The sequence below is a fragment of the Faecalicatena orotica genome, from assembly GCF_003149245.1.
Taxonomy (GTDB): Bacteria; Bacillota; Clostridia; order Lachnospirales; family Lachnospiraceae; genus Faecalicatena_A; species Faecalicatena_A orotica.
In genome coordinates this window covers 110939-136832 of sequence record NZ_QGDL01000011.1, presented here as the reverse complement: position 1 = coordinate 136832, position 25894 = coordinate 110939, and the positions used below count along the sequence as shown (strand labels likewise).

The 25894-nt window shown below is 44.7% G+C and carries 26 protein-coding genes and 1 other RNA gene; 19 read left to right on the top strand and 8 right to left on the bottom strand.

Annotation, left to right across the window (positions count from 1 at the left end; genetic code table 11):
• Window positions 1-44: 44 nt before the first annotated feature.
• Window positions 45-791, top strand: coding sequence for a copper homeostasis protein CutC (locus A8806_RS17825; protein ID WP_109732510.1), 747 nt, complete (start codon window positions 45-47; stop codon window positions 789-791).
• Window positions 792-854: 63 nt separating this feature from the next.
• Window positions 855-3323, top strand: coding sequence for a transglutaminase-like domain-containing protein (locus A8806_RS17820; RefSeq protein ID WP_109732509.1), 2469 nt, complete (start codon window positions 855-857; stop codon window positions 3321-3323).
• Between the two features lie 145 nt (window positions 3324-3468).
• Here the strand turns inward: A8806_RS17820 and A8806_RS17815 are convergent, their stop codons facing one another.
• Entirely contained in the window at window positions 3469-4350 is an 882-nt protein-coding gene (locus A8806_RS17815) for an Rpn family recombination-promoting nuclease/putative transposase (RefSeq protein WP_109732508.1), read from the bottom strand.
• A 378-nt stretch (window positions 4351-4728) separates the two neighbouring features.
• On the opposite strand from A8806_RS17815, the gene A8806_RS17810 reads away from it, so the two are divergent.
• Window positions 4729-4956 (top strand): hypothetical protein, encoded by a 228-nt coding sequence (locus A8806_RS17810; protein WP_181368770.1) that lies wholly within the window; start codon window positions 4729-4731, stop codon window positions 4954-4956.
• A gap of 153 nt (window positions 4957-5109) precedes the next feature.
• Here A8806_RS17810 and A8806_RS17805 read toward each other — a convergent pair whose 3' ends face one another.
• The 4 genes from A8806_RS17805 to ytvI form a co-directional block, all read right to left on the bottom strand.
• Window positions 5110-5748 (bottom strand): GNAT family N-acetyltransferase, encoded by a 639-nt coding sequence (locus tag A8806_RS17805; RefSeq protein WP_109732506.1) that lies wholly within the window; start codon window positions 5746-5748, stop codon window positions 5110-5112.
• Window positions 5749-5763: 15 nt separating this feature from the next.
• Window positions 5764-6366, bottom strand: a complete 603-nt coding sequence (locus A8806_RS17800; RefSeq protein ID WP_181368769.1) for an MATE family efflux transporter — start codon at window positions 6364-6366, stop codon at window positions 5764-5766.
• 80 nt (window positions 6367-6446) lie between these two features.
• Entirely contained in the window at window positions 6447-6644 is a 198-nt protein-coding gene (locus A8806_RS17795; RefSeq protein WP_109732504.1) for an oligosaccharide flippase family protein, read from the bottom strand.
• On the bottom strand, window positions 6641-7738 hold the full coding sequence (gene ytvI / locus A8806_RS17790) for a sporulation integral membrane protein YtvI (RefSeq protein WP_109732503.1): 1098 nt from the start codon (window positions 7736-7738) through the stop codon (window positions 6641-6643). Before ytvI ends, A8806_RS17795 begins: the two co-directional genes overlap by 4 nt.
• A 146-nt stretch (window positions 7739-7884) precedes the next feature.
• Here ytvI and A8806_RS17785 point away from each other — a divergent pair, with 146 nt between their 5' ends.
• Both A8806_RS17785 and A8806_RS17780 read left to right on the top strand, forming a co-directional pair.
• A complete protein-coding gene (locus A8806_RS17785) occupies window positions 7885-8685 on the top strand; it encodes a MerR family DNA-binding transcriptional regulator (RefSeq protein WP_109732502.1) in 801 nt (266 codons plus the stop codon).
• A 160-nt stretch (window positions 8686-8845) separates the two neighbouring features.
• Entirely contained in the window at window positions 8846-10039 is a 1194-nt protein-coding gene (locus A8806_RS17780; protein WP_109732501.1) for an MFS transporter, read from the top strand.
• Window positions 10040-10132: 93 nt separating this feature from the next.
• Here A8806_RS17780 and A8806_RS17775 read toward each other — a convergent pair whose 3' ends face one another.
• Together A8806_RS17775 and A8806_RS17770 are read right to left on the bottom strand one after the other, a co-directional pair.
• Window positions 10133-10429 (bottom strand): hypothetical protein, encoded by a 297-nt coding sequence (locus tag A8806_RS17775; RefSeq protein WP_109732592.1) that lies wholly within the window; start codon window positions 10427-10429, stop codon window positions 10133-10135.
• A 126-nt stretch (window positions 10430-10555) separates the two neighbouring features.
• On the bottom strand, window positions 10556-11794 hold the full coding sequence (locus A8806_RS17770) for a DUF6128 domain-containing protein (RefSeq protein ID WP_181368768.1): 1239 nt from the start codon (window positions 11792-11794) through the stop codon (window positions 10556-10558).
• Between the two features lie 283 nt (window positions 11795-12077).
• Here A8806_RS17770 and A8806_RS17765 point away from each other — a divergent pair, with 283 nt between their 5' ends.
• Complete coding sequence (locus A8806_RS17765; protein WP_109732499.1) at window positions 12078-12560, top strand: hypothetical protein; 483 nt, start codon at window positions 12078-12080, stop codon at window positions 12558-12560.
• Window positions 12561-12580: 20 nt separating this feature from the next.
• On the top strand, window positions 12581-13066 hold the full coding sequence (gene tadA / locus A8806_RS17760) for a tRNA adenosine(34) deaminase TadA (protein ID WP_109732591.1): 486 nt from the start codon (window positions 12581-12583) through the stop codon (window positions 13064-13066).
• Window positions 13067-13154: 88 nt separating this feature from the next.
• Here tadA and ffs read toward each other — a convergent pair.
• Window positions 13155-13418, bottom strand: an RNA gene (ffs, locus tag A8806_RS17755) — signal recognition particle sRNA large type.
• A 202-nt stretch (window positions 13419-13620) separates the two neighbouring features.
• On the opposite strand from ffs, the gene A8806_RS17750 reads away from it, so the two are divergent.
• From A8806_RS17750 to A8806_RS17695, 12 genes are all read left to right on the top strand, one after another.
• The gene (locus tag A8806_RS17750) at window positions 13621-15324 is read left to right on the top strand and encodes a B12-binding domain-containing radical SAM protein (protein ID WP_109732498.1); all 1704 of its coding nucleotides are present in this window, start codon (window positions 13621-13623) and stop codon (window positions 15322-15324) included.
• A 66-nt stretch (window positions 15325-15390) separates the two neighbouring features.
• Entirely contained in the window at window positions 15391-16017 is a 627-nt protein-coding gene (gene nth / locus A8806_RS17745; protein ID WP_109732497.1) for an endonuclease III, read from the top strand.
• Between the two features lie 207 nt (window positions 16018-16224).
• Entirely contained in the window at window positions 16225-17847 is a 1623-nt protein-coding gene (locus tag A8806_RS17740) for a VanW family protein (protein WP_109732496.1), read from the top strand.
• 27 nt (window positions 17848-17874) lie between these two features.
• Window positions 17875-18873 (top strand): AIR synthase-related protein, encoded by a 999-nt coding sequence (locus A8806_RS17735; protein WP_109732495.1) that lies wholly within the window; start codon window positions 17875-17877, stop codon window positions 18871-18873.
• A gap of 39 nt (window positions 18874-18912) precedes the next feature.
• On the top strand, window positions 18913-19404 hold the full coding sequence (locus A8806_RS17730; protein WP_109732494.1) for an Lrp/AsnC family transcriptional regulator: 492 nt from the start codon (window positions 18913-18915) through the stop codon (window positions 19402-19404).
• Window positions 19404-20573, top strand: coding sequence for an aminotransferase class I/II-fold pyridoxal phosphate-dependent enzyme (locus A8806_RS17725; protein ID WP_109732493.1), 1170 nt, complete (start codon window positions 19404-19406; stop codon window positions 20571-20573). The genes A8806_RS17730 and A8806_RS17725 overlap by 1 nt, the downstream gene beginning before the upstream one ends.
• A 6-nt stretch (window positions 20574-20579) precedes the next feature.
• Window positions 20580-21071: a tRNA (cytidine(34)-2'-O)-methyltransferase gene (locus tag A8806_RS17720; protein WP_109732492.1), complete on the top strand. Its 492-nt coding sequence runs from the start codon at window positions 20580-20582 to the stop codon at window positions 21069-21071.
• Between the two features lie 14 nt (window positions 21072-21085).
• A complete protein-coding gene (locus A8806_RS17715) occupies window positions 21086-21805 on the top strand; it encodes a GntR family transcriptional regulator (RefSeq protein WP_109732491.1) in 720 nt (239 codons plus the stop codon).
• Between the two features lie 397 nt (window positions 21806-22202).
• The gene (locus A8806_RS17710) at window positions 22203-23069 is read left to right on the top strand and encodes an aldo/keto reductase (protein ID WP_109732490.1); all 867 of its coding nucleotides are present in this window, start codon (window positions 22203-22205) and stop codon (window positions 23067-23069) included.
• Window positions 23066-24094, top strand: coding sequence for a TRAP transporter substrate-binding protein DctP (dctP, locus tag A8806_RS17705; RefSeq protein ID WP_109732489.1), 1029 nt, complete (start codon window positions 23066-23068; stop codon window positions 24092-24094). The genes A8806_RS17710 and dctP overlap by 4 nt, the downstream gene beginning before the upstream one ends.
• The gene (locus A8806_RS17700) at window positions 24087-24587 is read left to right on the top strand and encodes a TRAP transporter small permease (protein WP_109732488.1); all 501 of its coding nucleotides are present in this window, start codon (window positions 24087-24089) and stop codon (window positions 24585-24587) included. The genes dctP and A8806_RS17700 overlap by 8 nt, the downstream gene beginning before the upstream one ends.
• Window position 24588: 1 nt before the next feature.
• On the top strand, window positions 24589-25893 hold the full coding sequence (locus tag A8806_RS17695) for a TRAP transporter large permease (protein WP_109732487.1): 1305 nt from the start codon (window positions 24589-24591) through the stop codon (window positions 25891-25893).
• Window position 25894 lies beyond the last annotated feature (1 nt).

Here is a 25894-nt window from a genome sequence, read left to right as displayed (position 1 = left end):
AAAGAGGGGCGTGTGAACAATCATACAGATAGATGGAGGGAAGAATGAAGGATTTTATGCTTGAGGTCTGTGTGGATTCTGTGGAATCCGCAGTTGCGGCCCAAAATGGAGGAGCGCTGAGGCTGGAGCTGTGCAGCAATCTGATCATCGGGGGGACGACCCCGACGCCGGCTCTTTTTCGCGCAGTGAGAGAAGCCGTGGATATAAAGATACATGTGCTGATCCGTCCCAGATTCGGGGATTTCTGTTATACGGATGCCGAATTCCAGATCATCAGGGAGGAAGTCAGACAGTTCCGGTCTCTGGGAGCGGACGGCGTGGTGATTGGAATCCTGTGCCCGGACGGTTCCTTGAATATAGAGCAGATGGAAAGTCTGATTGAAGAAGCAAAAGGGATGCAGATTACAGTACACCGTGCCTTCGATGTGTGCCGGGACCCGATGCAGACGCTGGAAGAATGTATTTCACTGGGTGCACATACGATTCTGACATCCGGGCAGGAAGCAAATTGTCTGGCAGGGGCAGAACTTTTAAGAAAGTTAAAAACTGTGGCTAATGGCAGGATTCATATTCTGGGAGGCGCGGGGGTAAGTGCGGCAAATCTGGAGGAACTGTGCCTTGTTACCGGACTGAACCAGTTTCATATGAGTGGGAAAAAGGTACTGGACAGTTCGATGGAATACCACCGTGAGGGCGTCCCGATGGGGCTGCCGGGAATCAGTGAATTCAGTATCTGGCAAACCGATGAGGAAGAAATAAGAAAAGCAGCAGAAGTGCTGGAGCGTGTATGATGAACATCAGACACGCTTTGGGGTGCGCCTGAGTGATCAGGTTTGCCCGGGAGAGGAGGTAAAATGTTTTCTGAAAAATTTACAGCAAAAATAGGGGAACTATATACAGACAGAAGCAGCAGGATGCCTGCATTGTTTTCTGACATAGATGTAAAAATCGGGGCATGTGCGCCTGATACGCAGGTTTTGCTTCGGTATTTATACGGGAATATGCCTGTTTCTGATGCGGCGGGGTATCCCTTTGAAACCTTTCTGGATTACGCAGAACACGGCGCTTTCCTGTGGGAGAACGGGCCGTTTAAAGGACAGGTAAAGGAAGAAATATTCTGCCAGTATGTGGTATACCACAGAATCAATACAGAGGATATCAGCCCGTGCCGCAGCTTTTTTTACGGGAAAGTAAAAGAAGAGGCAGGCAGTCCTGATACGATGGAAGAGGCAGTTCTGGCCCTGAACTACTGGTGTGCAGGGGAAGCGACATACCGGGCATCGGACGACAGAACAGCGTCACCGATGACGGTGTACAGAAGTGCACACGGAAGATGTGGGGAGGAGTCCACATTTACAGTCAGTGTACTGCGAAGCATGGGAATACCCGCAAGGCAGGTCTATGCACCCCGGTGGTCCCACTGTGATGATAATCACGCATGGGTGGAGGCATGGTGTGACGGGGCATGGCATTTCCTCGGTGCATGTGAACCCGAGGAAGTGCTGGACAAAGGCTGGTTTCTCCATGCATCCTCCAGAGCGATGCTGATCCATTCCAGATGGTATGGAAGTCTTGAACTGGCGGGAGATGCCATAGACACAAAGAATCTGGTATGTACGCAGGGAATGACTACGGAATTGAATGAAATTGCTACTTATGCGAATACAAAACGGATAAAAATAACGGTTCTGGATGAGGAAGGAAAGCCGGTTCAGGGTGCAGAGGTCAGGGTAGAAGTCCTGAACTATTCGGAATTTTTCCCGGTAGCGGTTATGGAAACGAAAGAAGCGGGTAATGCGGAGATCGAGCTTGGACTCGGAAGCTGCCGCATCAGCGCCGCCAAAGGAGACATGGAGAGCTCTGAGATTGTCGATGTGAGGGAATGTGCAGAAATCGTGCTCAAACTAGAGAAAAAATCCAGTGGGACAGAAAGTGTCGTGTTCGAATGTTTTGCGCCTCAGGATGCGGTCATTCACAGCGGGTTTGTGACCGAGGAACAGAGAAGGCAACAAAAAGAGAAGCTGGCCTTTAGAACGGCACACAGGCTGAATAAGAAAGGAACAGGCAATGAGGGAGAAGTGGAAGCATTTCTCCGCGGTGCGACGTATTCCGAATACAGAAGCCAGTTATTAGATACCTTGTCTGAAAAAGACCATATGGATTTGAAAGCAAGCGTACTGGAGGCTCATTTAAACCATGCCATGCAGTATGCGGACAGATATCCATCGGATATTTTTGTGAACTACGTTCTGGCCCCCCGTATTTCGACGGAACTGCTGACGGATTACAGACAAAGGATAGAAGGTCTTCTGGCAGAAAACCAGAAGGAACTGTTTCTCAGCAGTCCGGATTCAGTCTGGAGTTTTATCGAAGAACATGTCAAAGAGCAGCCCGGGGAGGAGTACGATGCACTGCTGACTCTGCCCGTGCCGTGTCTGAAGTATGGAATTGGCAGCAGGCAGTCAAAGGAGATACTCTTCGTGGCAATTTGTCGGACACTCGGTATACCTGCCAGGCTGAATCCTGTAGACCATGCAATGGAATACTATAAAGACGGCCGCTTTTTACCGGTGATTGCGCTAGAGACAGTCGGAAAACTGAAAGTCTGCGGTGAGGCATCCCAGAATTTCGTTTATTTTCAGAATTGGGCGGTTACGAGAAAACATCCGGGCGAAAGAAAACTGCTGGATTTAAGCGATTTAAGAATTGACCAGAACCCGGAAGTGAGTGTGCCGGCCGGGGTGTATGAAGTGGTCACAGCTAACAGACTGCCAAACGGCAATATACTCGGGCGTGTGGAAGAAGTCACGGTAGAGCCCGGAAAGACTGTCGTTACAGAACTAAAACTGGAAGAGGCAGAACTCAGCCAGATGCTGGAGTGTGTAGCGATGCCCCCTTTTGAGGTAGAAGATTTAAACGGTGTAAAAACAGGCATAACAGATATTCTGAAAGGCAGTGCGAACCTGACAGTGTGGCTGTCAGAAGGACAGGAGCCGACAGAACACATTCTGAACGAATTGTGTGAAAGAGCGGAAGAATTCAACCGCGGGGAGGCTGGAGTCGTTTTCCTAGTGAATAACGGCGAAGCACTAAAACAGCCAACCCTTCACAAAACAATGCAGCTGCTGGACCATGTACAGGTCTTCTGTGACTGCGTAGAAGAAAGGGTATCCGTCCTTGGAAGAAGGTTTTATGTAGACCCGGAAAGCATTCCGTTGATTCTGGTGACAGATAAAGAGGCAAACTGCGTATATGCGGCAAGCGGCTATAACGTAGGAACCGCGGATATGATATTGAAAATTCTGAATGCGGGGATACTATAAGGTGAGTTTAGAAAGATGTCCGGCAGTATGGCCGGCAGGGAAATAAGAGATCATAATACGGGGCACCATGATCGACTGGATCATGGTGCCCCGGTTCAGTTTTAGTCAAAAAAGGATAGCGTTCCTTCAGGCAATGGGAAGTGAGCTATTCTAATATTTGCTTCACGTTGTCTATACTGATATCACAGAGGTCTGCAATTTCTTCTTGAGATCTGCCCTGCATGTATAGTTTGAAAACTTGACGGGCCTCCTGAACCCCCAGTTCTTTGCCTATGCGTATTCCATCTTTGCGTCCGACCTCTTCTCCGGCTTTAAGCCCTCTCTTTTCGGCACTGCTGATTTGTGTATTATAATCTTTTAAAGCTTTTTCCCGTGCCTCATATTCCAACCGTTTTTTCTCATCAGCACTCAGATTGAGCAATGTATTGTATGCTTCATCGAGATATTCGTTTGTTTTAGCCATAGTTTGAAACTCCTCTCTACTTTTGCCACTGAAGAACCTCATCCATGCGAGAACATCCTCACTGGTTTTAAGTTCAGGGGGTAATTTTTTTAGCTCCAATATCTGAAGCTCCATTTTGTCCGAATATAGATCAGAGGTTTTATCATCCCGAAAATGAATCCTGCGGTAACATTCTTTGTCATTCGGAAAATGGATGAAATCTAAAATACTTACATGAATACACTTCTGCAATTTTTCATAGGATTCACCCTTGTGGATCTGACTGTCAAACATTTTGCTGAGATAAAACAAGGCACGCTCATCCCAGTATTCAAAGTATTTGACCTGCATTTCCATATTCATTTGCGTTCCATTCTTAAGCAGTACCCGTACATCCATAATCCCCTGCTTGTCATCAGCGGAGTCCCGTTGAAGAAGCGTTGGCAGAAGTATGGTATCTTCAACCTCATCAGGAGAAAGATTCAACAAAGCTGAAATGAAGCCTTTCCTGACTTTAGAGTTCTGCATCAGTTCCTTGAAACAAAAGTCTACAGTGGGTAACATAATAAAGTTGTCTTTGGTCATAAAATCTCCTTTCCTGTGCAGAAAATGAAGGTTACACATTTAAGGAGTTATTCTGATTTATAATTATCATATCACGAAATATAGAGATATAAAAGTCAGAAGTACCTTAAAAATGTAAAGGGTTCATTTTCTGCGGTCCTAATAAATAATTAATGGGATAAATCGACGATATGCCGACTGAAAAATGAAAGGCGAATACCTTTCGAAGTTTCTGAGGAAAGTATAGCATGTAGGGATAAAAAGAACAATTGGGCAATTTGACGAAATGAAAAAAGTCGGTTCTAAATAGGAACGCATATCATTTGGTGTACCTTCCTACACGGCATCGGAGTAAAAACAACAGATTGTACTACCATCTTGCTGTTTGGTTCGTCAATCGTGCAGCATGCGATAGTCTGGTATATAACTCTGGACCACGTAAAGGTCTTCAGTGGCTCCGTAGAAGAAAGGGAATCCTTCCTCGGAAGAAGATTCTATGTAGACCAGGAGAGCATTCCGATAGTTTTGGTGACAGATAAAGAAGCAAACTGCGTATATGAGGCAAGCGGCTATAACGTAGGAACCACGGATATGATATTAAAAATTTTTAATGCGGGGATACTGTAGAGGATTTTAGTAAGATGCACGGTAGAGGTATGGCCGGAGACGTCAGTAAATAAATGATTACAATATGGGGCGCCATGATTCAATTGAATTATGGCGCCCTGGCCCTGTTTCCGTCAGGAGATGAAACTGTTTCCTTAGACAATAGAAAATGAGCTATTCTAATATTTGTTCTAATTTGTAAAGAAAAAGTGTTATTCCATGACCATCGTTTAACATTGCATCTACGGAATCCAATCGTTCAAATCCCTGATGATCATAAAATTTATAGTTGCACTGTGTATCAGTATGAACATAAATCGCGAACTTACCTCTATGAGCTACATGGGATATAAAGTCTTTGACGAGGTTTTTCCCCACGCCTAGCCCCTGAGTGCTTTTCCCCACAATCAGCAACTCAATGTGCCCAGTAAAATTTCCTTTATGCATAGCCATCATTTTTTCATCTGCTTTAGAGATTTGTAGTACATTTTTTAAGTGCCGTCTCATTCGTTTGGTCGAATGAAAGAGCAGTGACACACTGCTCTTGACCAGTGCCCACAGTGCGGTACTTCGCTTGATGATGTTCTTCTGCCCATCATCCTTACCCAGCAGAACACCCACAACTTCTCCGTCAAGTACCGCCACCTTCCCATATGAAATATCGAGCAAACTGGATTGCAGATAAATATTCAGAGAATCCTCTAATTCCTGTCCAGTGTCACAAAATTGATTCAAATTCCATACTTCATCAATCAGTTTTTTGATTGAACTATAATCTTCCGGGCAGATTTCCCGATATTTTATTTCTTCCATTTCAATATCCTCCTGTTAATAGCCGTACCTTTTTCTGTATCGGAAAAAGCACATAATTGAAACTATGATTCCTAAAAATTCCGCAATGGGCGTTGCAAGCCAGATTCCGTTGGTCTGCAATATTCCAGGCAACAACAGAATCGCTCCCAGCGAGAATAAAAAGGTGCGGCAAAATGCGATCACTCCAGATACAACGCCATTGGAAAGTGCGGTGAACAGTCCGCTGGCGTAGGTGTTAAATCCGTTAAAAAGCAGTGCAAACATGAAAATGAAATTTCCATGTACTGCTATTTCATAGACCGCCGTTCCCGGTTCCGCAAAAATTCCAATCAAATTTCCGCCAAATATCCATGCGGTTAAAGCAGAGATACCGGACACCAGCGCTATAAAAATAAGATTTACTTTCGTGAGCTTCTTCAGCTTGTCCGTATCATGCTGACCGTAGTTGTAGCTAATTATAGGCGACACCCCATAAATATAGCCGATATACAAAGCCGTCATTGCACTGAACACATAGTAAATAACCGTATAGGCTGCAACGCCATTTTCACCGGCATATAGAAGTAGCGCTTGATTCATCAGAAGCGCGTTTATGCCGGAAACAAGTGTGGTGGCCATCTCACTCATTCCATTTGTTGCGGAGTCAAACAAGGTTCGTATTCTGAATACCGGCTTTACAAAATACAAAAGCTGGCTTTTTAGCGGTTCGGAAAAGAGGACTCCGATAACAGCGTTAATGCAGCCATTGCGTCCGTTCCGACAAATCTGGCTACGAAGATACCGTCAACTGTTGTGTACAGCACTTGGATCAATGCCATGACCATCGTGGGAAAAGTGAATTTCAAAATATTGTAAAATGTAACTGGTTTTTGATAGATTGTCAAATGATCGTTCATCTTTGTGTCACCTCACCGTTATTTTTATCGTTATCAAAGCCACCGTTTCTTTTTAACTGCACCAAAATCGTTGCCAGGATGGGAAATCCAAACAGCCCTATGATGCCGAAAAAGTAGGCTCCCACAAACATGCACATCATGGTTATTAACGGGTGCAGTCCAATCTGCTGCCCTACAACGCGGGGCTCTAATATCTGCCGCACGACTGTAATGATGATATATAAAATGAGAAGCCCCACGCCAAGAGGGATATTGTGAGTCAGGAAACTGGTTGCAATCCACGGGAGCAGGACGGTTCCAACCCCAAGTACAGGGAGAATGTCTACCAGTGCAATGATCCCCGCGAGCAAAATAGAATCCTCAATTTTGAGCAGTGACAGTCCGACAGCCAGCTCCACAAATGTCAAACTCATCAGAATTAGATATGCTTTTCCGAATTGCGACAAAACTGAAATTCCTTTTTTCTTTATTTTGATAAATACCTGAGTTGCTTTTGTAGGTAAATGTCTGCCCCCAAAAGCAATTATTTTTTCGTAGTCAATTACACAGAAAAAGGAGGCCACGATTGTAATGATAAAGTTCATCAGCATTTGGGGCGTTTTCGATGCAATGCCTGTGACCAGTGTTACAACGGATGAAGAAGCGTTTCCGACAAATCCAGATACCGCGCCAGAAACAGATTCTCCTATGTAAGTAAGCATTGTTTGAAAATCCGGGCTGAAATGTTCTGTAGCGGCCTCCATACCGTGTGTGGCCGCTTCCAAAGCGGGCAAAATCGTACTGTCATATAGTTCAGGAAACCCCGCTACGAATGTTTTTATAAAGTTTGCAATATCAGCACCGACTACTACAATGAACAGAAACAATATTGCGTAAAAAAGAATGAGTATTGTAACAGAAGCTGTTTTACGCCCGCAACGGCCTATTCTTGCAACGTGCCGGATGATCGGATTTAAAATAAGCACAATGATGAACGCCGCAATAAAGGGTTTCAGCACAGGTAAAATGTAGCTGATTGTTAGAAAGACCAATCCTCCAATCAATATCCAAAACAAGACCTTTATGATGAATTCCTTCATTTTTTCCACACGCATTGTTTGCCCTCCCTGTTTTCCTGTAAATACCTGAATTGTTCGTCTTTACTTTTCAAATTATTTTGTTTATAATACCACTATAAACTCTTGACTTACTCAAGAGTCAAGAGCGGAAATGCATTTATTGTTTTTTACGAAAGGATATTATGATGGGACAGTTATTAAGAATTGGGCAGGTTTGTAAACTCTATGGAATATCTCTTGATACATTACGGCACTATGACAAAATTGGACTTTTGAAACCCATCGTCACTGAGCCGTCTGGTTATCGGTATTATTCTTTTGAACAACTTGATATATTGGAAATGATTTTAGCGGGACGCTCTCTTGATATTTCTTTGGAGAATTTGCAAAAACGATTGGCTTCTGGGGAAATTGAAGATTATATACTTCTTGTCAAAGAACAGCAGGCAGCGATAGAGGAAAGAAAGAAGGCATTGCAGCAGCTCGAAAATCATTCCCGTCAAATGTCGGATTTACTGACGCAAATTTCTTTGCACAAAAACGATGATGATTTGGGGAGCATCCAGTATGAAACTTTAGATAAAGAGATTTACCAAATGCCCATCGAAATGTTTCCACCGGCAGGGTTTGACTGGAATAATACGGGCAGTTTCCTGCAAATGGAACAATGGAGTTTTTACCAGAGCGATTCAGCCGGGTTCGTTGCAGAGCTTCCGCGGAATGCCGGTATCTCTTATCAGGATGTGGAACATACAGGAAAAATGTTTTCTGAATCTGGAAATATAAAAACAGTAGAGATAACAGGAATGTTTGGGAAAACAAAGTTCTGGGGTAAGAACAGCGAACTACACACTTATCTTAATAAAATTTGCAAAAACTTTCATTTATGTGATGCCGAATTGCTTGTGAAGTACCTTTTTGCATTGGCACATGAAGATTTGGACAACGATTATTTTGTTGAGATTTACTTTCCGAATCACTGATAAAGGGCTGCCTAATCCGAACAAGTTTTTTTACTTTCGGTGTACCTCTCTGCATAGCATCATGGCTAGTTTAATATGACTGCATGTCCCACGGTTTCATATTGGAGAATATAAGGGATTTGAAGAATTATAGAAATGAATAGATGAAAAGGAACAAATTATGAATAAATCAAATTGGAAAAGCTCAATCAGCCGTTTTCTGACGGCACAGACGATCTCGCTGTTTGGTTCGTCAATCGTGCAGTATGCGATTGTCTGGTATATCACGCTGTCGACGTCATCCGGAAAAATGCTGACGATCTCGACGCTGTGCGGTTTTCTGCCGCAGATTGTCATTTCTTTATTTGCAGGTGTATGGATAGACAGATACGACCGTAAAAAAATGATTATGTTATCTGACTCGGTGATTGCTGTGTCAACACTGCTGCTGGCTGTTACTTTCTTATCGGGCCATAAGAGTATCTGGCTTCTGTTTTTGGTGTTGGTCATTCGTTCCGCGGGTACGGGGATACAGACTCCGGCGGTGAACTCGGTTATACCGCAGATTGTCCCACAGGAGGAACTCATGAGGATTAACGGCATCAACAGTACCCTGTCGTCTCTGATGATGTTTCTTTCGCCTGCTGTCAGCGGTGTGATCCTGTCTGTGGCACCATTCGAGACAACCTTACTGATCGATTTTTTGACAGCTGTCATCGGGGTCGGAATTACGGCTACAGTTTACATAAAACCTGTCCACAAGGAGAGAAGCCGCTTGAATTCAGGTATGGAAGAGATCAGAAGTGGTTTTTTATATCTGAAGGAGAACCATTTTATTAAAAGACTGCTTTCCTATCAGCTTATCATTCTTTTTTTGATCAGCCCGTCCGCTTTTCTGACGCCGCTCATGGTGAAACGGACATTTGGCGCAGACGTGTGGAGGCTTACTGCAAGTGAAATGACTTATAGCCTGGGCATGATCGCGGGAGGCCTTTTGATCGCTTCCTGGGGCGGATTCCGAAAAAAAATGAACACGACGATGTCGGCAGGTGCATTTTATGGGATGCTTATGATAGCACTGGGCAGTGCGCCGGTTTTTCCGTTTTATCTGGTGTGCAATGCCCTGATCGGGATAACATCACCCTGCTATAACGCACCGATTACGGTAACCATACAGGAAAAGGTGCCGCAGGAAATGCATGGGAGGATCTTCAGCTTTATGCAGATTGCAACGTCCTGTGCGCTTCCGCTGGGGATGGCGGTATTCGGGCCGTTGGCGGATGTGGTGAAAGTACAGACGCTTCTTACAGCCACAGGGATTTCAGTGGTGGCGATCTCACTGGCGGTGTGGAAGATGCATTTTTTGGAATATTGAATAAAAGAGCAGGGGATATTGAAATAATATACCCTGCTCTGCAAGAGATACTGCGGTATCCCTCTTAATTCGAATGTTTTTTGATAATGCAAACTAACTGAGTTCAATCTTTTCCGCTTCTTCTGGTTTGAAATCATTTTTCAGATCATATATATTATGCCCGGTTGATTCGCTTAACGTTCTGCCTTCCAGTGAATAGCAGCGGATAAATCTCTTTTTGTCGATACTGGACCAGTGCTCGACATCCCATGAAAGATACCCGTCCTCATCAGACTTCTTCTCTTTTAAATACAAGTCTACCTGCCGCCCGCCTTCTTCCATCAGACGGATCAGATCTTCTGTACCGGAGATTTCAACTTCTTCCTTTTTTACTGAATCATAAATCTTCATTGTATTTCCTCCTGCCGTTATCATAATATGGTAATTATACCTCCTGTACCTGAAAAACTCAATAGAAGACGACTTTAAATAAGCAGATGCCGTTACTATGAACACCCGAAGGGGGACACAGTAACATCAGCGGATGAAACGGCACCAGTATCCAAACTTTTCGCTGTCCTCACACTCATCACTGCTGAGGTCCAGCTGACTGGTATAAGTCTGCGTGAACTGTGGGAAACCGAAAAGTTCTGCGGCTCTTGCTTCACGGGGGGCGTAGATTCCCGGAACGCCGAGCCAGAAGTGTCCGTCTTCTTCTACAAGGAGCAGGTGGTGGTAATTGTGATAGCCATGCATCAAAAAGCTGTTGTTAGCCAGATTCCAGCACCGGCGCGGGAGCATGGAAAGATCGGACCGCTGAATCTTGTGTACTGTTTCGCGGGACTGCGGTTCTGGTTCAGGAACTGATACCGGTTCAGGAGAGGGGGCATTTTCCGGCATGTATTCCGGCACGGGAAATAACTCAGGCTGCGGGGCAGAATCACGTGCAGGATATGGAATATTTACCGGCGCATTCTCCAAATCAGGGATATTGCCATTACCAGGGAGATTCTCCTGTCTGGAATTATTTTCAGCTGCGGGTAGATGCTCCTGCCCGGAATCATTTTCAATGACTGGTAAGTTTTCCTGAACAGAATCATTTTCATTGAGTAGTAAGTTTTCTCTGTTTAAATCAATTTCATTACTGGGGAATCTCTCCAGATTTGAATTGCTGTCATTATTCAAGTAATTTCCGAAATTTGGATAATTACCATTTCCGTGATTATTCCTGTTTTCAGGGGTATTTTCCCGATCCGTATCATAATTGCGCTGTATCGTAGAATCATCCTGCATAGCAGATTCATAGTTCGAGGCATGCGGTGCTGCTTTTTCAACAGCCATCTCTGTATCCAAAGACATTTCAAGGTTTACTACAGAGGTTTCCTCAGCTGCTTCGTCGTTTGGAAGGATGCACGGGCACCCTCCCAAAGATTCTGCTTCCATAACCGGTTCCGGTGCAGCTTCCCACGGCCGGATGCTGGCTGTGTTAAATGGCAGGTTATCAGTAAATGCGGCGTAATATTGTCCTGCCTCCGTCTGGAGTAAAAAACCGCCCATATCAGCTAAGGTCCTGCCTTCGGGAAATACAGATTCATCCACGGACAGTCTGGCATAAATACTTTTATCGCCGCAGGGCAGTTTTTCAACTGGTTTGGCAATGATGCCGGAGTCTTTTTCATAGAATGTAAGCAGGGAAACAAAGTCCTGATTTTTAACAGGGACCCCCCGCACATTGATTTGCAGAATGCAGGCGTGATAGTGCGGTGTGACCTTCATGAAGCCTACATTCCTAAGTTTTTGATCATTTTTGTATTCATATAAATAACAGATACCGGGATTCATGATACACCTCTGGTCTTGTCTTTCTTTCAATCTAATTTATTCAGGGGTATGGGAAAAAAGAACAGTATTGGTAAGAAATTCTGAAAGCATCATTAGAAAAATGGTCAGGTATGGGCAATTGTGGTATACTATTTACACTTATCGAGGTATTTCACGAGTTTAGTGTTTATGATAAAATCATTACAGATAACTGAAAAAGGTCCGGGAGGAAAAGAGAATGAGGAAAAAAATAAATATGTTACTTGTGATAATTTTATCTGTTTTATTAGTGGCCGGCTGCAGCTTGAACAATGGGGCAAGAGTATATGATAATGAAAAAATGATTGTGGAAAACTTTAATACATATAACCTTGTTAAATCCAAACAATCCATGAGTGATAATCATCTTACAGGATCAGCAGAAAAAATGGAGGGGATGGGCACTGTCTGGGAATTTACGGCTTCAGAAGATACGGATGTGAATCTCACATACCAGATCACAGTTTCAGCCGGTAAGGCTAAACTGGTATTGATTTCTCCGGATGATTCACTTACAACTCTGGCAGAATTTACAGCGGATGTGGATATGGAACATGAATCCACGGACACCTTCAAGGCCATGAAGGGGAAAAACCGTATAAAACTCGTCGGGGGAAAAGGAACAAAGATTGAATATGAGATTACTGCAGACAAAGGGAATATAAAGGCCTTTGGTGATTAGGAAGAAAGCTGGGAAAAATGATGACTTTAGATGAAAAATATATGAAAGAAGCTATGAAACAGGCAAAGAAAGCCTATGCACTGGAGGAAGTCCCGATTGGCTGTGTCATTGTCTATCAGGATAAAATAATCGGAAGAGGGTACAACCGGCGTACAACAGATAAGAACACACTCGCCCACGCGGAGCTGATCGCAATCAAAAAAGCCAGTAAGAAAATGAATGACTGGCGTCTCGAGGACTGTACCATGTATGTTACACTGGAACCGTGCCAGATGTGCTCCGGGGCCATTATACAGGCCAGAATCAAACGGGTAGTAGTCGGGTGCATGAATCCCAAGGCCGGCTGCGCAGGTTCTATATTGAACCTGCTAGAAATGAAAGAATTCAATCATCAGGCAGAGCTCACAACAGGAGTACTCGGAGAGGAATGTAGTGCAATGATGAAGCAGTTTTTCAAAGAACTCAGAGAAAAACAAAAGAAGCAAAAGGAACGTCAAAAATCATAACCTATAAAAAGGAGCCTTTGATTACCGGAGGTATAAAACCCTCGTACAATCAAAAGCTCCTTATATCAATTAATGTCAGAATTATTTTACGTGCATTACGCTTCGAATGCGTCTCCACAGACGTTACCTCGGTAGTTAACTCAACCCAGGCACCCTCACGGCACCCGGAAGGTTCTGCTTAGTGCTGCTTCGTTCCCGACCTGACACGGTTCACAGATTTCCGTCGCGTGAGACCCAAGTCTTCAACGCCACTTTCCGAGGGCAGCTCTGCAAATCAGCACCCTCTGCGTAATATCACCCCTGCTATAGCGGATTGCAGGTACAAGGTACCGCTAACACCCCGGCTGCACGAGTCTTAATTTTACATTGTTTTTGCCAAAATGTCAACGGATAGAGGAGTTTTTATTTACTGAACAGCAAAATTATAGTAAAATAAGAAATCAAACCACCTGATTGGGGACGTAGTAAACCTCAGTTATACTACGTCCCCAATTGAGTTAAGTGGTGTACCTAATTGGAAAATGCCCTGTACCAAAATGGAGATTATTTTTATTATGAGAGTTTTATTGACAGCAATTAATGCAAAGTATATACATTCTAATCTGGCGGTTTATAGTTTGAAGAGTTACGCTTCCTGTTATACGCAGGATGTAGAGATCGCCGAATATACGATTAATCAGGATGTGGATGATATTCTGGCCGATATTTTTAAGAAGTCTCCGGATATTCTGTGTTTTTCCTGCTATTTGTGGAATATTACTTTTGTAAATCAGCTGCTTGTTGAGGTGAAAAAGGTAATGCCTCATGTGCATATCTGGCTGGGGGGGCCGGAGGTTTCTTTTAATGCGGGACAGGTTATGAAGTCATATCCGCAGGTGGATGGAATTATGTGTGGAGAAGGTGAGGAGACTTTTCATGAACTTCTTGATTATTATAATGGAAAAATTAAGAATTTAAATGATATTAAAGGAATTGTGTTCCGGGTGTGGAAAAATAATGAAAATCTGTCGGAGATTGTTGAAAACCAGAGTCGTCAGGTGATGGATTTGAGTAAGGTTCCGTTTGTTTATAATGATATGGGAAAGTTTAAAAATAAGATTATATATTATGAATCCAGCAGGGGATGCCCGTTTTCCTGCAGTTATTGTTTGTCTTCGATTGATAAATGCCTTCGTTTCAGGGATTTGGGGCTTGTAAAAAAGGAGCTTCAGGTATTCATTGATGCAGAGGTTCCACAGGTGAAGTTTGTTGACAGAACATTCAACTGCAGGCACGAGCATGTGATGGCCGTTTGGTCCTATATTGCACGGCACGATAAAGGGAAAACAAATTTTCACTTTGAAGTGGCGGCTGATCTGCTGAACGAGGAGGAACTAAGGCTTATTGAGACGATGCGTCCCGGGCTGATCCAGCTTGAAATTGGGGTTCAGTCGACCAATCAGGATACGATACGTGAGATCCACCGTGTTATGAAGTTTGATGAGGTAAAGCGGGTTGTAAATCGAATTCATATAGCAGGGAATACACATCAGCATTTAGATCTGATAGCAGGACTTCCTTATGAGGATTACAACAGTTTTCGAAAATCCTTTAATGATGTGTATTCTTTGAAGCCGGAACAACTGCAGTTGGGGTTTTTGAAGGTCCTAAAGGGATCCTTTATGTATCAGAATGTTGAAAAATATGAGCTCCAATATCAGGATCGTCCGCCGTTTGAAGTATTATCAACAAAATGGCTGCCCTATGTTGATGTTATCCGCCTTAAGGGGATTGAAGAAATGGTGGAGGTTTACTATAACAGCGGGCAGTTTTCGAATACTCTTCAGGAATTGGAGAAAAAATTCGAAGATGCTTTTTCCATATATGAAAAACTGAGCCAATTTTATGAGGAGAATAACCTTCATATGATCAATCATTCCCGGATTACACGCTATGAGATTATGCATCAGTTCATTCTTAAATATGATCCCGACAGGGAGGAAATTTACAGAAATGCACTGACTGTGGATTTGTATCTAAGGGATAATGTGAAAAACAGGCCCGGTTTTGCGGGTAATGATACAGTTACAAAAGAAGAAGCATCAGAATTTTATGACGGAGAGGCAAGCGAACACAGGTATCTAAAGGGATATGAACAGTATGATAAACGTCAGCTGCGGAAGATGACACATCTTGAAAAAATAGGTGGAAAACTATTATTGTTCGACTATAAAAACAGGGATATACTAACAAATCAGGCAAAGATTTTTTACGTTTAGGTACACCACTAAGATCAATTTGGGACGTAGTAAAAGTGAGAAATATTACGTCCCCAAGGAGGGGTTATGAAGAAGAGGACTTTGGAGATTCTTTCTATACTTGACGACCAGTATGGCCGTGAATATGTTTGTTATCTGAACCACAGCACGCCGTGGCAGCTGCTGATTGCTACGATGCTGAGTGCGCAGTGCACGGATGCGAGGGTGAATATTGTGACGAAGGATTTGTTCCGCAAATATGATTCTGTTGAAAAGTTCGCGAATGCGGATTTGAAGGAGCTGGAGCAGGATATTAAACCGACGGGGTTCTATCATAATAAGGCGAAGAATATTATCGCCTGCACAAAGGCTTTGGTTGAGCGGTTCGGCGGGGAGGTACCGTCTGACATTGATGATCTGACTTCTCTTGCAGGTGTGGGAAGGAAGACTGCGAATGTGATCCGGGGAAATATTTTCCATGAGCCGAGTGTGGTGGTGGATACGCATGTGAAGCGGATATCCAAACGGCTCGGTCTCACGAAGAATGATGATCCGGATAAGGTGGAGCAGGACCTGATGAAGGAACTGCCAAAGGATCACTGGATTCTTTATAATATCCAGATCATTACGTTTGGCCGGTCCATTTGCACGGCAAGGAGTCCGAAGTGCAGGGAATGCTTCTTGCAAAAATATTGCAAAGAGTATAAAATGTAACCTAACTAACGGTATGTATAGCGCCGGCAGACAGCCCGACGGATAAAAGAGGTGGATTTTATGAACATATATAATAAAAAGGTGAGAAAGATCATATCAATTGTTGTTATCGTTATCATTCTGGCAATGGTCGCGACAATGGTAATTCCGTATCTGGTTGTTTAGCAGACAAGCGGGATTGTTTCTAAGGAAATTTGAGGGATTTGTATGGGGAACAAAAGAAGAAGACGCAGGAGAAGATTACGAAGATCGGAGGCAAAAGCGATTTTCCGTTTGATTCAGGTGGCTTTCTGTGCACTTGTAGTGATCCTCTGTGTACAGTTTTTTCTTCACAGGTATATCAGGAAGTTTGACGAGCGTATCATTATTCAGGGTGTTTCTGTCGGGAATACCGATGTATCCGGCCTGAACGCTAAGAAAGCTAAGGAGAAGGTGAAAGAGGAGCTGTCTGCTTATGCAGATGAAAAGATGGAGCTGTCTCTGGAAGACGGCAGAAAAGGTGAGACTACTTTAGGCGAGCTGGGCTTTACGGTGAAGGGTCTGGACGCCGTGATTCAGGAAGCTGTTGATTACGGCAAAAAGGGGAACGCACTTTCCTGTTACAGAATCCTGAAGCGCGCCCAGAAGAATAAGAATGAGAAAGTTTTCGAGGTGTCCTATCAAGTATCGGAAAAAGCAGCCGGAAAAGTTTTGAATGCGGCCTTTTCTGATCAGCTGAATCTTCCAGAAAATGCAAGAGTAATCCTGGATGGCAACGATGTTAAGGTGATAGAAGAGAAGCCGGGGGAAGTTGTGGATACAAAGAAGACAGTTAAAAGTATCAACAAGTTTCTGGGCTCAGACTGGAATGGCAAAGGTGGGACGATTAAGGCGGCCCTGACCTATACGGATCCGGAGGTTACGAAAAAAGACCTGAAAGATATGACGGACCTTCTCGGAAGTTACACGACGTATTATGGAAGTGATGGTTCAGGCAGGTCACAGAACATAGAGAGCGGGGCAGACCATATCAACGGTGCCATTATAAAGCCGGGGGAAGAGTTTTCCGCGAATGAGGCAATGGAACCTTATACAGAGGAGAACGGATTTACCGAAGCGGCATCTTATGAGGATGATAAAGTTGTCCAGTCAATGGGCGGCGGAATCTGCCAGGTATCCACGACCCTGTATAATGCAGTGCTGTATTCGGAACTGGAAGTAACGCAGCGGTCCCCGCATACCATGCTTGTATCCTATGTGCAGCCGTCGCAGGACGCGGCGATTGCGGATGACGTACTGGATCTGAGGTTTAAAAATAATTTGGAGACACCAGTTTATATCGAAGGTGTACTCGCAGACGGTAATATTACGTTTAATATATACGGTAAAGATACAAGAGATTCCGGAAGGACGCTGGAGTTTGTCAGTGAGACGACGGGAACGGACCTGCCGGACGGGAAACGGTTTATAGCTACAGACGACAGTATTGGCAATTATTACACGTTAAGCCAGGCTCAGGCGGCTGTGTCCGCGCAGTTGTGGAAAGTGGTGTATGTAGATGGCGAAGAAGTCAGCCGTGATGTAATTAATAACAGCCAGTATGTGCCTTCAAAGGAAACAGTTGCGGTCGGAACGGCTTCTGCAAACGAGGCAGATACAGAAAAGATGAATCAGGCAATCCTGTCACAGGACGAAAGCCAGATTATGAATATGATCCAGCAGCTGACCGGCACCGGAAATGCTTCCCAGACGGGAGAATCGGACGGGGCAGCAGATACAAACGGAATAGCAGACGGGGCAGCCGGTACAAATGAAACGACAGACGGAACAGGAACAGCAGACGGCGTTTAAAACAGGAGCCGGCAGAAAGGAGGAGTCATGAAGGCAGGAAATATCTCTCAGACCGCATGGAAACGGTCTGTGCGAAGACAATTGAACAGCAGGCGGGAAGAAGCACTCTTCACTCCTTCTATGGAAGAGCCGTGCACGGCGCTGCGCATGGCAGACGGCGGTATTGTCGTGACGGCAACGGCGGATACGTCTGGGAATGTGCCGGAATGTGCGGACTATGCCATATTAAAGGCGGTAAATGACGTGGCATCCCGGGGAGCGGAAGTAATCGGGGTGTCGGTACAGCTGATTTTGCCGCTCTCTGCGACTGAGGCGCAGTTAAAGGCTCTGGCAGGTTCTATGGATGCTGTCTGCATGCAGGCCGGTATCCAGCTGACATGCCTGAAGGCGGAGACCAATCCTTGTGTAAACCAGATCCTGACAATCGCAACAGCCACAGGAGAAGCCGCCGGGGACAGCATTCTGCGTACAGAAGATGCGGCAGCGGGGCAGGATATCCTGCTGTGCGGCCACATTGCCCTGGAGGGCACTTTAAGAATACTGGCGGAGCGGGAAGAGGAGTTAAGCGGACGTTTTGTCCCTTCCTTCATCAGACAGCTGAAGGAACAGAAGAAAGAACTCTTTGCCGCCAAAGCCATTGCCGCGGCAGGAAAGGCCGGTGCGGCTGCCATTCACCAGATCGGCAGCGGGGGAATTCTGGCGGCACTTTGGGAGCTGGCGGAAGCTTCCGGTATCGGGATGGAGACAGAACTTTCAAAAATATCAATCCGGCAGGAGACTGTCGAGATCTGTGAATTTTATAATCTGAATCCGTACCAGATGACTTCTGCAGGAAGTTTTCTGATCACGGCAAAGAACGGTGATGCGGTCGTAAAAGCCCTGGAAGGGGCCGGCGCACGAGCCGTCAGGCTTGGGGTTGCCACGGACGGTAATGCCCGGGTGATCACAAGCGGTGAAGAACAAAGGTATCTGGACAGACCCGCACCCGATGAACTGATGCTATGGCGGGAGCGGAATTGTCATTGAGATAAAATAAAAACAGACATTTTTTAGGAGGTAATAGTTATGGATAACTTGAGGAACGAAATTCTAAGATATCTGGAAACAAACAGTAGGGTAAACCTTGGCGAACTTGCGGTTCTGCTTGGAGTGGATGAGGTTAAGGTAGCAAACGAGATCGCAGACATGGAGAAAGAAAAGATCATCTGCGGATATCATACATTGATTGACTGGGATAAAGCGGGAGTAGAGACGGTGACTGCGCTGATCGAAGTGCGTGTGACGCCGCAGCGCAACCAGGGGTTTGACCGGATTGCAGAGAGAATCTACAATTATCCGGAAGTACACGCAGTTTACCTGATTTCAGGGGGATATGACCTGCTTGTAACACTGGAGGGAAAGACTCTGAAAGAAGTTTCCCGGTTTGTATCTGAAAAATTATCCCCGATCGAATCTGTGATCAGCACTGCGACATATTTTATCCTGAAAAAATATAAAGACCACGGAACGATTCTTGTACCGAAGAAAGAATCAGAAAGGATGCTGGTGACGCCTTGATGAGAAATCCATTATCAAAGAAAATTATAGAAATCGAGCCGTCCGGTATTCGGAAGTTTTTTGACGTGGCAAACGAGATGGAAGACGCGATTTCCCTTGGTGTGGGAGAGCCGGACTTTGATACTCCGTGGCGTATACGCGAGGAAGGTATTTTCTCACTGGAAAGAGGCCGCACCTTCTATACGTCCAATGCCGGACTGCAGGAATTAAGAAATGAAATCTGTAAATATTTAGAAAGAAAAATACATATCAAATATGATCCAAAGAATGAGACACTTGTCACAGTCGGCGGAAGTGAGGCCATTGACGTGGGCCTGCGCTGCATGCTCGATCCGGGGGATGAGGTCCTGATCCCGCAGCCAAGCTATGTATCGTACCTGCCGTGTACAGTCATGGCAGACGGCGTGCCGGTAGTGATTCCGCTCCAGTATGAGAACGAGTTCAAGCTGACGGTAGAAGATCTGGAAAAATATACAACTCCGAAGACAAAGGTCCTGATCATGCCATTTCCGAACAACCCGACAGGTTCCATCATGACAAAGGAAGACTTGGAGCCGGTAGCAGAATTTGTAAAGGAACATGACCTGTACGTGATTTCCGATGAAATTTATTCGGAACTGACTTACAGCACACAGCATGTTTCCATAGCAAGCCTTCCGGGGATGCGTGAGAGAACCATCGTAATCAACGGATTTTCTAAAGGTTTTGCTATGACGGGGTGGCGTCTCGGCTACTGCTGCGGACCAGAGGCAATCATTGAACAGATGATCAAGCTCCATCAGTTTGCGATCATGTGCGCGCCGACGAACAGCCAGTATGCGGCGATCGAAGGCCTGAGAAACTGTGAAGAAGAAGTAGAAGAAATGCGGAAATCCTACAATCAGAGGAGGCGTTTCCTGATGCATGAATTTGCACGCATGGGACTGGAATGCTTTGAGCCGTTCGGCGCATTCTATGTATTCCCGAGTATTCAGGAATTTAGCATGACATCAGAAGAGTTTGCTACCCGCCTTCTGAATGAAGAAAAAGTGGCTGTTGTGCCGGGCACCGCGTTTGGCGAGTGCGGAGAAGGATTCCTGCGTATTTCCTATGCCTATTCACTGGATGATTTGAAAGAAGCTCTGGGACGTCTGGGCAGATTTATACAGCGCCTGAGGAATGAGAGGTAAGGAACCATGCTTAATATTGTACTGCATGAGCCGGAAATTCCGGCAAACACAGGCAACATAGGCAGGACCTGTGTGGCGTCGAATACGCGTCTCCATCTGATCGAACCGCTCGGGTTCAAGTTGAATGAAAAGGCTTTAAAGCGTGCAGGGATGGACTACTGGTCCGATCTGGATGTGAGGACTTATATTGATTATAATGACTTCATGGAACAAAATCCGGGAGCAAAGATCTACATGGCAACGACAAAGGCTTCCAAAGTTTATACAGAAGTCCAGTATGAGCCTGACTGCTTTATCATGTTTGGCAAAGAGAGCGCCGGGATCCCGGAAGAGATTCTGGTGGAGCATAAGGACACATGCATCAGGATCCCAATGGTCGGAGATATCCGCTCATTAAATCTGGGAAATTCTGTGGCAATCATTCTTTATGAAGCGCTGAGACAGAATCAGTTTGCGGGGATGAACCTGGAAGGGCATCTTCACCATTTAAGCTGGTAAAAGAAGGATAAGCAATGACAGAATATGTATTAAGTGATGATTTTAAAAAGAATGTGCAGCAGGAGATGGAGAACAATCCCTTCGCGATTCTCAGCCGCCTGATTTACCAGGAACTGTATCAGGAGGTAATTGAGGGACATCTCCTGCCGGAGCACAAGATCATTGAGTCCAAGATTGCAAAAGAACTGAATGTCTCCCGGTCCCCTGTCAAGGTTGCGCTTTCCGATATGGTTGATGACGGTATTTTCGTCCGGGGTGTAGGTAAAACTGTCCATGTAAAGCCGATTTCTTACGAGGAATGCCTGTGGATTTATGAAGCAAGGATGACTCTGGAGCCCAAAGCGGCATATCAGGCAGCCAAGCGGATCAAACCTGCGGAACTGCAGCAGCTAAAAGAACTCATTAGTAAATTCGAGGAAATTGACAGGACACTGAACCAGAGAGAGTATACGAGAACCGATAAACAATTTCATGAGATTATTATCAAGGCATCCCGTAATCCTTATCTGGTCAGCATGTACAAGTCTATAGAATGCCCGTTGGCGTGCTATCGTAATCAGCTCAACCAGCTGGCCTATGAGGAGTGTTTTCAGGAGCATGATATGGGGAGTGGCTCGGAACACCACAAGTCCATATTTAATATGCTGAAAAACCACCTGCCGCTGCTGGCGGAGGATGAGATGCGCAACGATATACAGCGAATGTACGGGACAATGTCACGGCTGAGAAAGTAAAGACATGTTTCGAGGTATAATGCTCGCACTTGGCGAGGTATTTAACGAGTTTAGTATTTATGGTAAAATATAATAATTGGAAGATAAGGCACTTTACAGTGAGGATACCGGTCAGGTTCCCATTGCAGGGGGCCTTATTTTTATACATATAATTCTATTACAAATCGGCAGTATCCCCCACAAAAGAACCTATATTTGTTGAAAATGTACACTGTGAAAGAAAAAAATAAAAATTAAAGTGCAATATGAACAATAAATTGAAGTAAATGCTTTCCAACACAAACAAAAAAAGCAAAAAATATGAATAAAAGCACTTATTTTGACACAGTTTCTGTTAGATTTATATAATTGTGAAAGAAGAAAGGGAGAAACTAATAAAAAACAAAGGAGGTCAGCTATGGAATATAAGACAATGCGGAACAAAACGAAAGTTCCAATGCTTGGGCTGGGTTGTTATAAGTCAGAGGCAGAGGAAGGAATCCGTGCAGTGAGAAGTGCCATTGAAGTGGGATACCGGCACATTGATACGGCAAACTTTTATGAAAATGAAGTATATGTCGGCAAGGGTATACGTGAGAGTGGCATTGAACGGAGTGAGCTTTTTGTAGTGAGCAAGATTTGGCCGACCAGCTATAAAACACCTGAAACCGCTGTAGAATACAGTATGAAGGCTTTAAACATCGACTATATAGACATGTACCTGCTGCACTGGCCCGGCCTGAATGAGTATGCACGTTATCATGCCTTTGAAGCCTTACTAAAGTATAAGGAAAAAGGATATTTCAAAGAAATCGGTGTCTCCAATTTTAAGAAAGAACATCTGGAAGCCCTGACAGAAAAATTTGGTATTGTGCCAGTTATGAACCAGATTGAACTTTCTCCCTGGCTGCAGAAAAAGGAAGACTATCAATACTGTCTGGAGAAGAACATTACGATGACCGCCTGTGTACCGTTTGCAAAAGGCTGCATCCTGTCGGAGCCACAGTTAGAACGGATTGCTGAAAAGCATAATAAAAATGTCGGACAGGTCATATTGAGATGGAACATTCAGCGGGGGAATTGTGTCATTCCAAAATCATCGAAGCCACATAGAATTGCAGATAATTTTAACATATTCGATTTTGAACTGGACGAAGAGGATATGTCAGTAATCGCAGGTATGGAGAACGGGAATTCATACTGCAGTGATTCATCGGTATTCACCGGTGATTTCTGGAACATAGAGGAGCATTTACTGGACAGGGAAAAAGGGAGGATATCATGAATTTAAAGAGAATTACCGCTGCAGGCTGTGCAGCCGCAATGATTTCCGTTTTACTTTTAAGCGGCTGCCAGAAAAAGGAAGTGGAAAAAGTGGATCACGGGGTGATCAGGATTGCCTACAATAACGCAGAAGATTACCCACATTATAAGGCTCTTGAATGGGCCTCCGAAGAGATTGAGAAAGTAACGGACGGAAGATTTACAGTAAAGATTTATTCAAACGGAACACTTGGAGACCAGAGGGCGGCACTTGAACTGACTCAGAATAATGCAGTTCAGATGTGTGTTGCGAATGCTACGATTGTGGAAAGTTATAACAGCGATTTTTCTGTCCTGAGCATGCCGTTTTTGTTCAAAGACAGTGGCCATCAAAGAGAGGCATATACCAGTGGGATTCTGGATGATCTGTTTGATTCCACATCGGAATATGATTTTAAGATCGTCGGGGCGTTTGGCTCTGGTTCCAGAAATATTTTCTGCGACAGAGAAGTACGTGAACCCGGGGACCTGAAGGGATTGAAGATTCGTGTCATGCAGTCTGACAATATGGTAAAAATGCTTCAGCTGATGGGCGGCACAGGAGTACCGATGTCTGCATCCGAACAATACTCAGCAATGCAGCAGGGTGTGGTAGACGGTGCGGAATCCAATGAGATTGATTATGTGGGCAAGAAGTACTATGAGGTGGCACCTGTATTTTCAAGGACAGAACATTGCTTCAGTACGGATTTTGTTGTGGCGGGCACACAGTTTCTGGATTCCCTTTCAGATGGTGACAGGGAACTGATAGAAGGCGTCATGAACGAGTGCGTTGAGAAGGAATTTGATTTCTGGGCAGAGATGGTAGAAGACAGCATTGAGCAGGCGCAGGCCCTTGGAATCGAATTTATCGATGATGTAGATAAAGAAGCTTTTGCAGAGAGCTTTACAGAATTCCAGGAATCAATTGCAAACAGCAATGACATGACAAAGAGCGTTTATCAGGCAATTGTTTCCCTGAGATCGGAGGGACAGGAGAATGAGTAAAGTACGAAAGGTAACAGATAAGATTTTAGAAGCTGTATCTATATTTATTCTCGGGATCATGACCGTTCTTGTAGTCTACCAGGTTGTGACACGGTATGTTTTTAACAGCCCCAGTTCGTGGAGTGAGGCGGTTGTTACATATGGTTTTATCTGGCTGGCAATGTTCTGCGGTGCTTATGTGTTCGGAAAAAGAGACCATATGGCAATGACCTTTATACTGGATAAGTTCAAGGGTAAGGCGAAGGTGGCCGTTGAAATGATAAATGAATTCCTGATACTCCTTTTTGCAGTGGGCGTCCTGCTGGTCGGGGGATACTTCGGCGCGTTAAAGCAAATGACACAGGCGGATTCAATACTGCCAATTTCTATGGGGGTGATCTATATTGCCATTCCGGCTGCAGGGATCTGTATGCTTATCTATTTTATCTGCAATGAATGGGATTTGGTCCAGCGTCTGAAGGGCATGAAGGAGAAAGAAAAGGAGGAAGAGTAAGATGGATGTAGCTGTATTGGCGACAATAGTTATGGTAGCAGCTTTAATTTTATTTCTGATCATGGGCGTGCCAATTGCAATTTCTATCGGATTGTCCTCGGCAATGGCAATGATGGTTATTCTGCCAGCAGATGTTGCGCTGGTAACATGTGCACAGAAAATGTTTACGGGACTGAATTCGTTCCCGCTTCTGGCGATTCCGTTTTTTGTACTGGCCGGGAACTTTATGAACAACGGGGGAATTGCCGTACGGATTGTCCGTCTTGCAGAGGCTCTGTGTGGGAAACTGCCGGGTCCCCTGGCACAGAGTAATATAGTAGCGAACATGTTCTTTGGGGCAATCAGCGGCAGCGGCAATGCAGCGGCGGCAGCAATGGGCGGAACAATAGGGCCGATCGAGGGTGAGAGAGGCTATGCAAAGGAATATTCGGCGGCAGTTAACATTGCATCTGCTCCGACTGGAATGCTGATTCCTCCCAGCAATGCACTGATTGTATTTTCCACGGTTGGCGGTTCCGTTTCTGTAGCGGCCCTTTTTATGGGAGGTTATATACCCGGAATCTTATGGGGAATTGCAGTCATGATTGTAGCCGGTTATATGGCAAAAAAACGCGGGTATATCAATACAGAAAAAGTATCAGGGAGAATGAAGCTCCAGTATTTTGTACAGGCAATCCCAAGCCTGATTCTGATCTTAATCATTATCGGCGGGATACTGAGCGGGATATTCACGGCTACCGAGGCTTCAGGAGTAGCTGTTGTCTACGCGATGGTCCTCAGCTTCATCTATAAAAGTATTACAGTCAGGGACCTTCCGAGAATCATTCTGGAGTCAGCGAAGACAACCGTTATCATCGTATTTTTGATTGGTGTTTCTTCCATCATGTCATGGATCATGGCATATACCAGTATTCCGGACATTATTGCCACAGCCATGCTGGCACTGACAAACAGTAAGATCTTGACGTTAATCATTATTAATATTGTGCTCCTGCTGGTAGGTACTTTTATGGACCCGACACCTGCAATATTGATTTTTACACCGATTTTTATGCCAATCTGTGTCGGTTTCGGTATGAGCCCGATCCACTTTGGTATCATGCTTGTTTATAACTTATGTATTGGAGCTATAACACCTCCGGTCGGAACCGTGCTGTTTACGGGCTGTAAGATCGGAAAGGTAACGATTGAACAGGTAATTAAGACATTACTTCCATACTTTGTGGCGATTATCCTTGTGCTGCTCCTCGTGACATATATCCCGGCTTTGTCAGAATTTCTGCCGTCATTGAACGGTTACATATAGG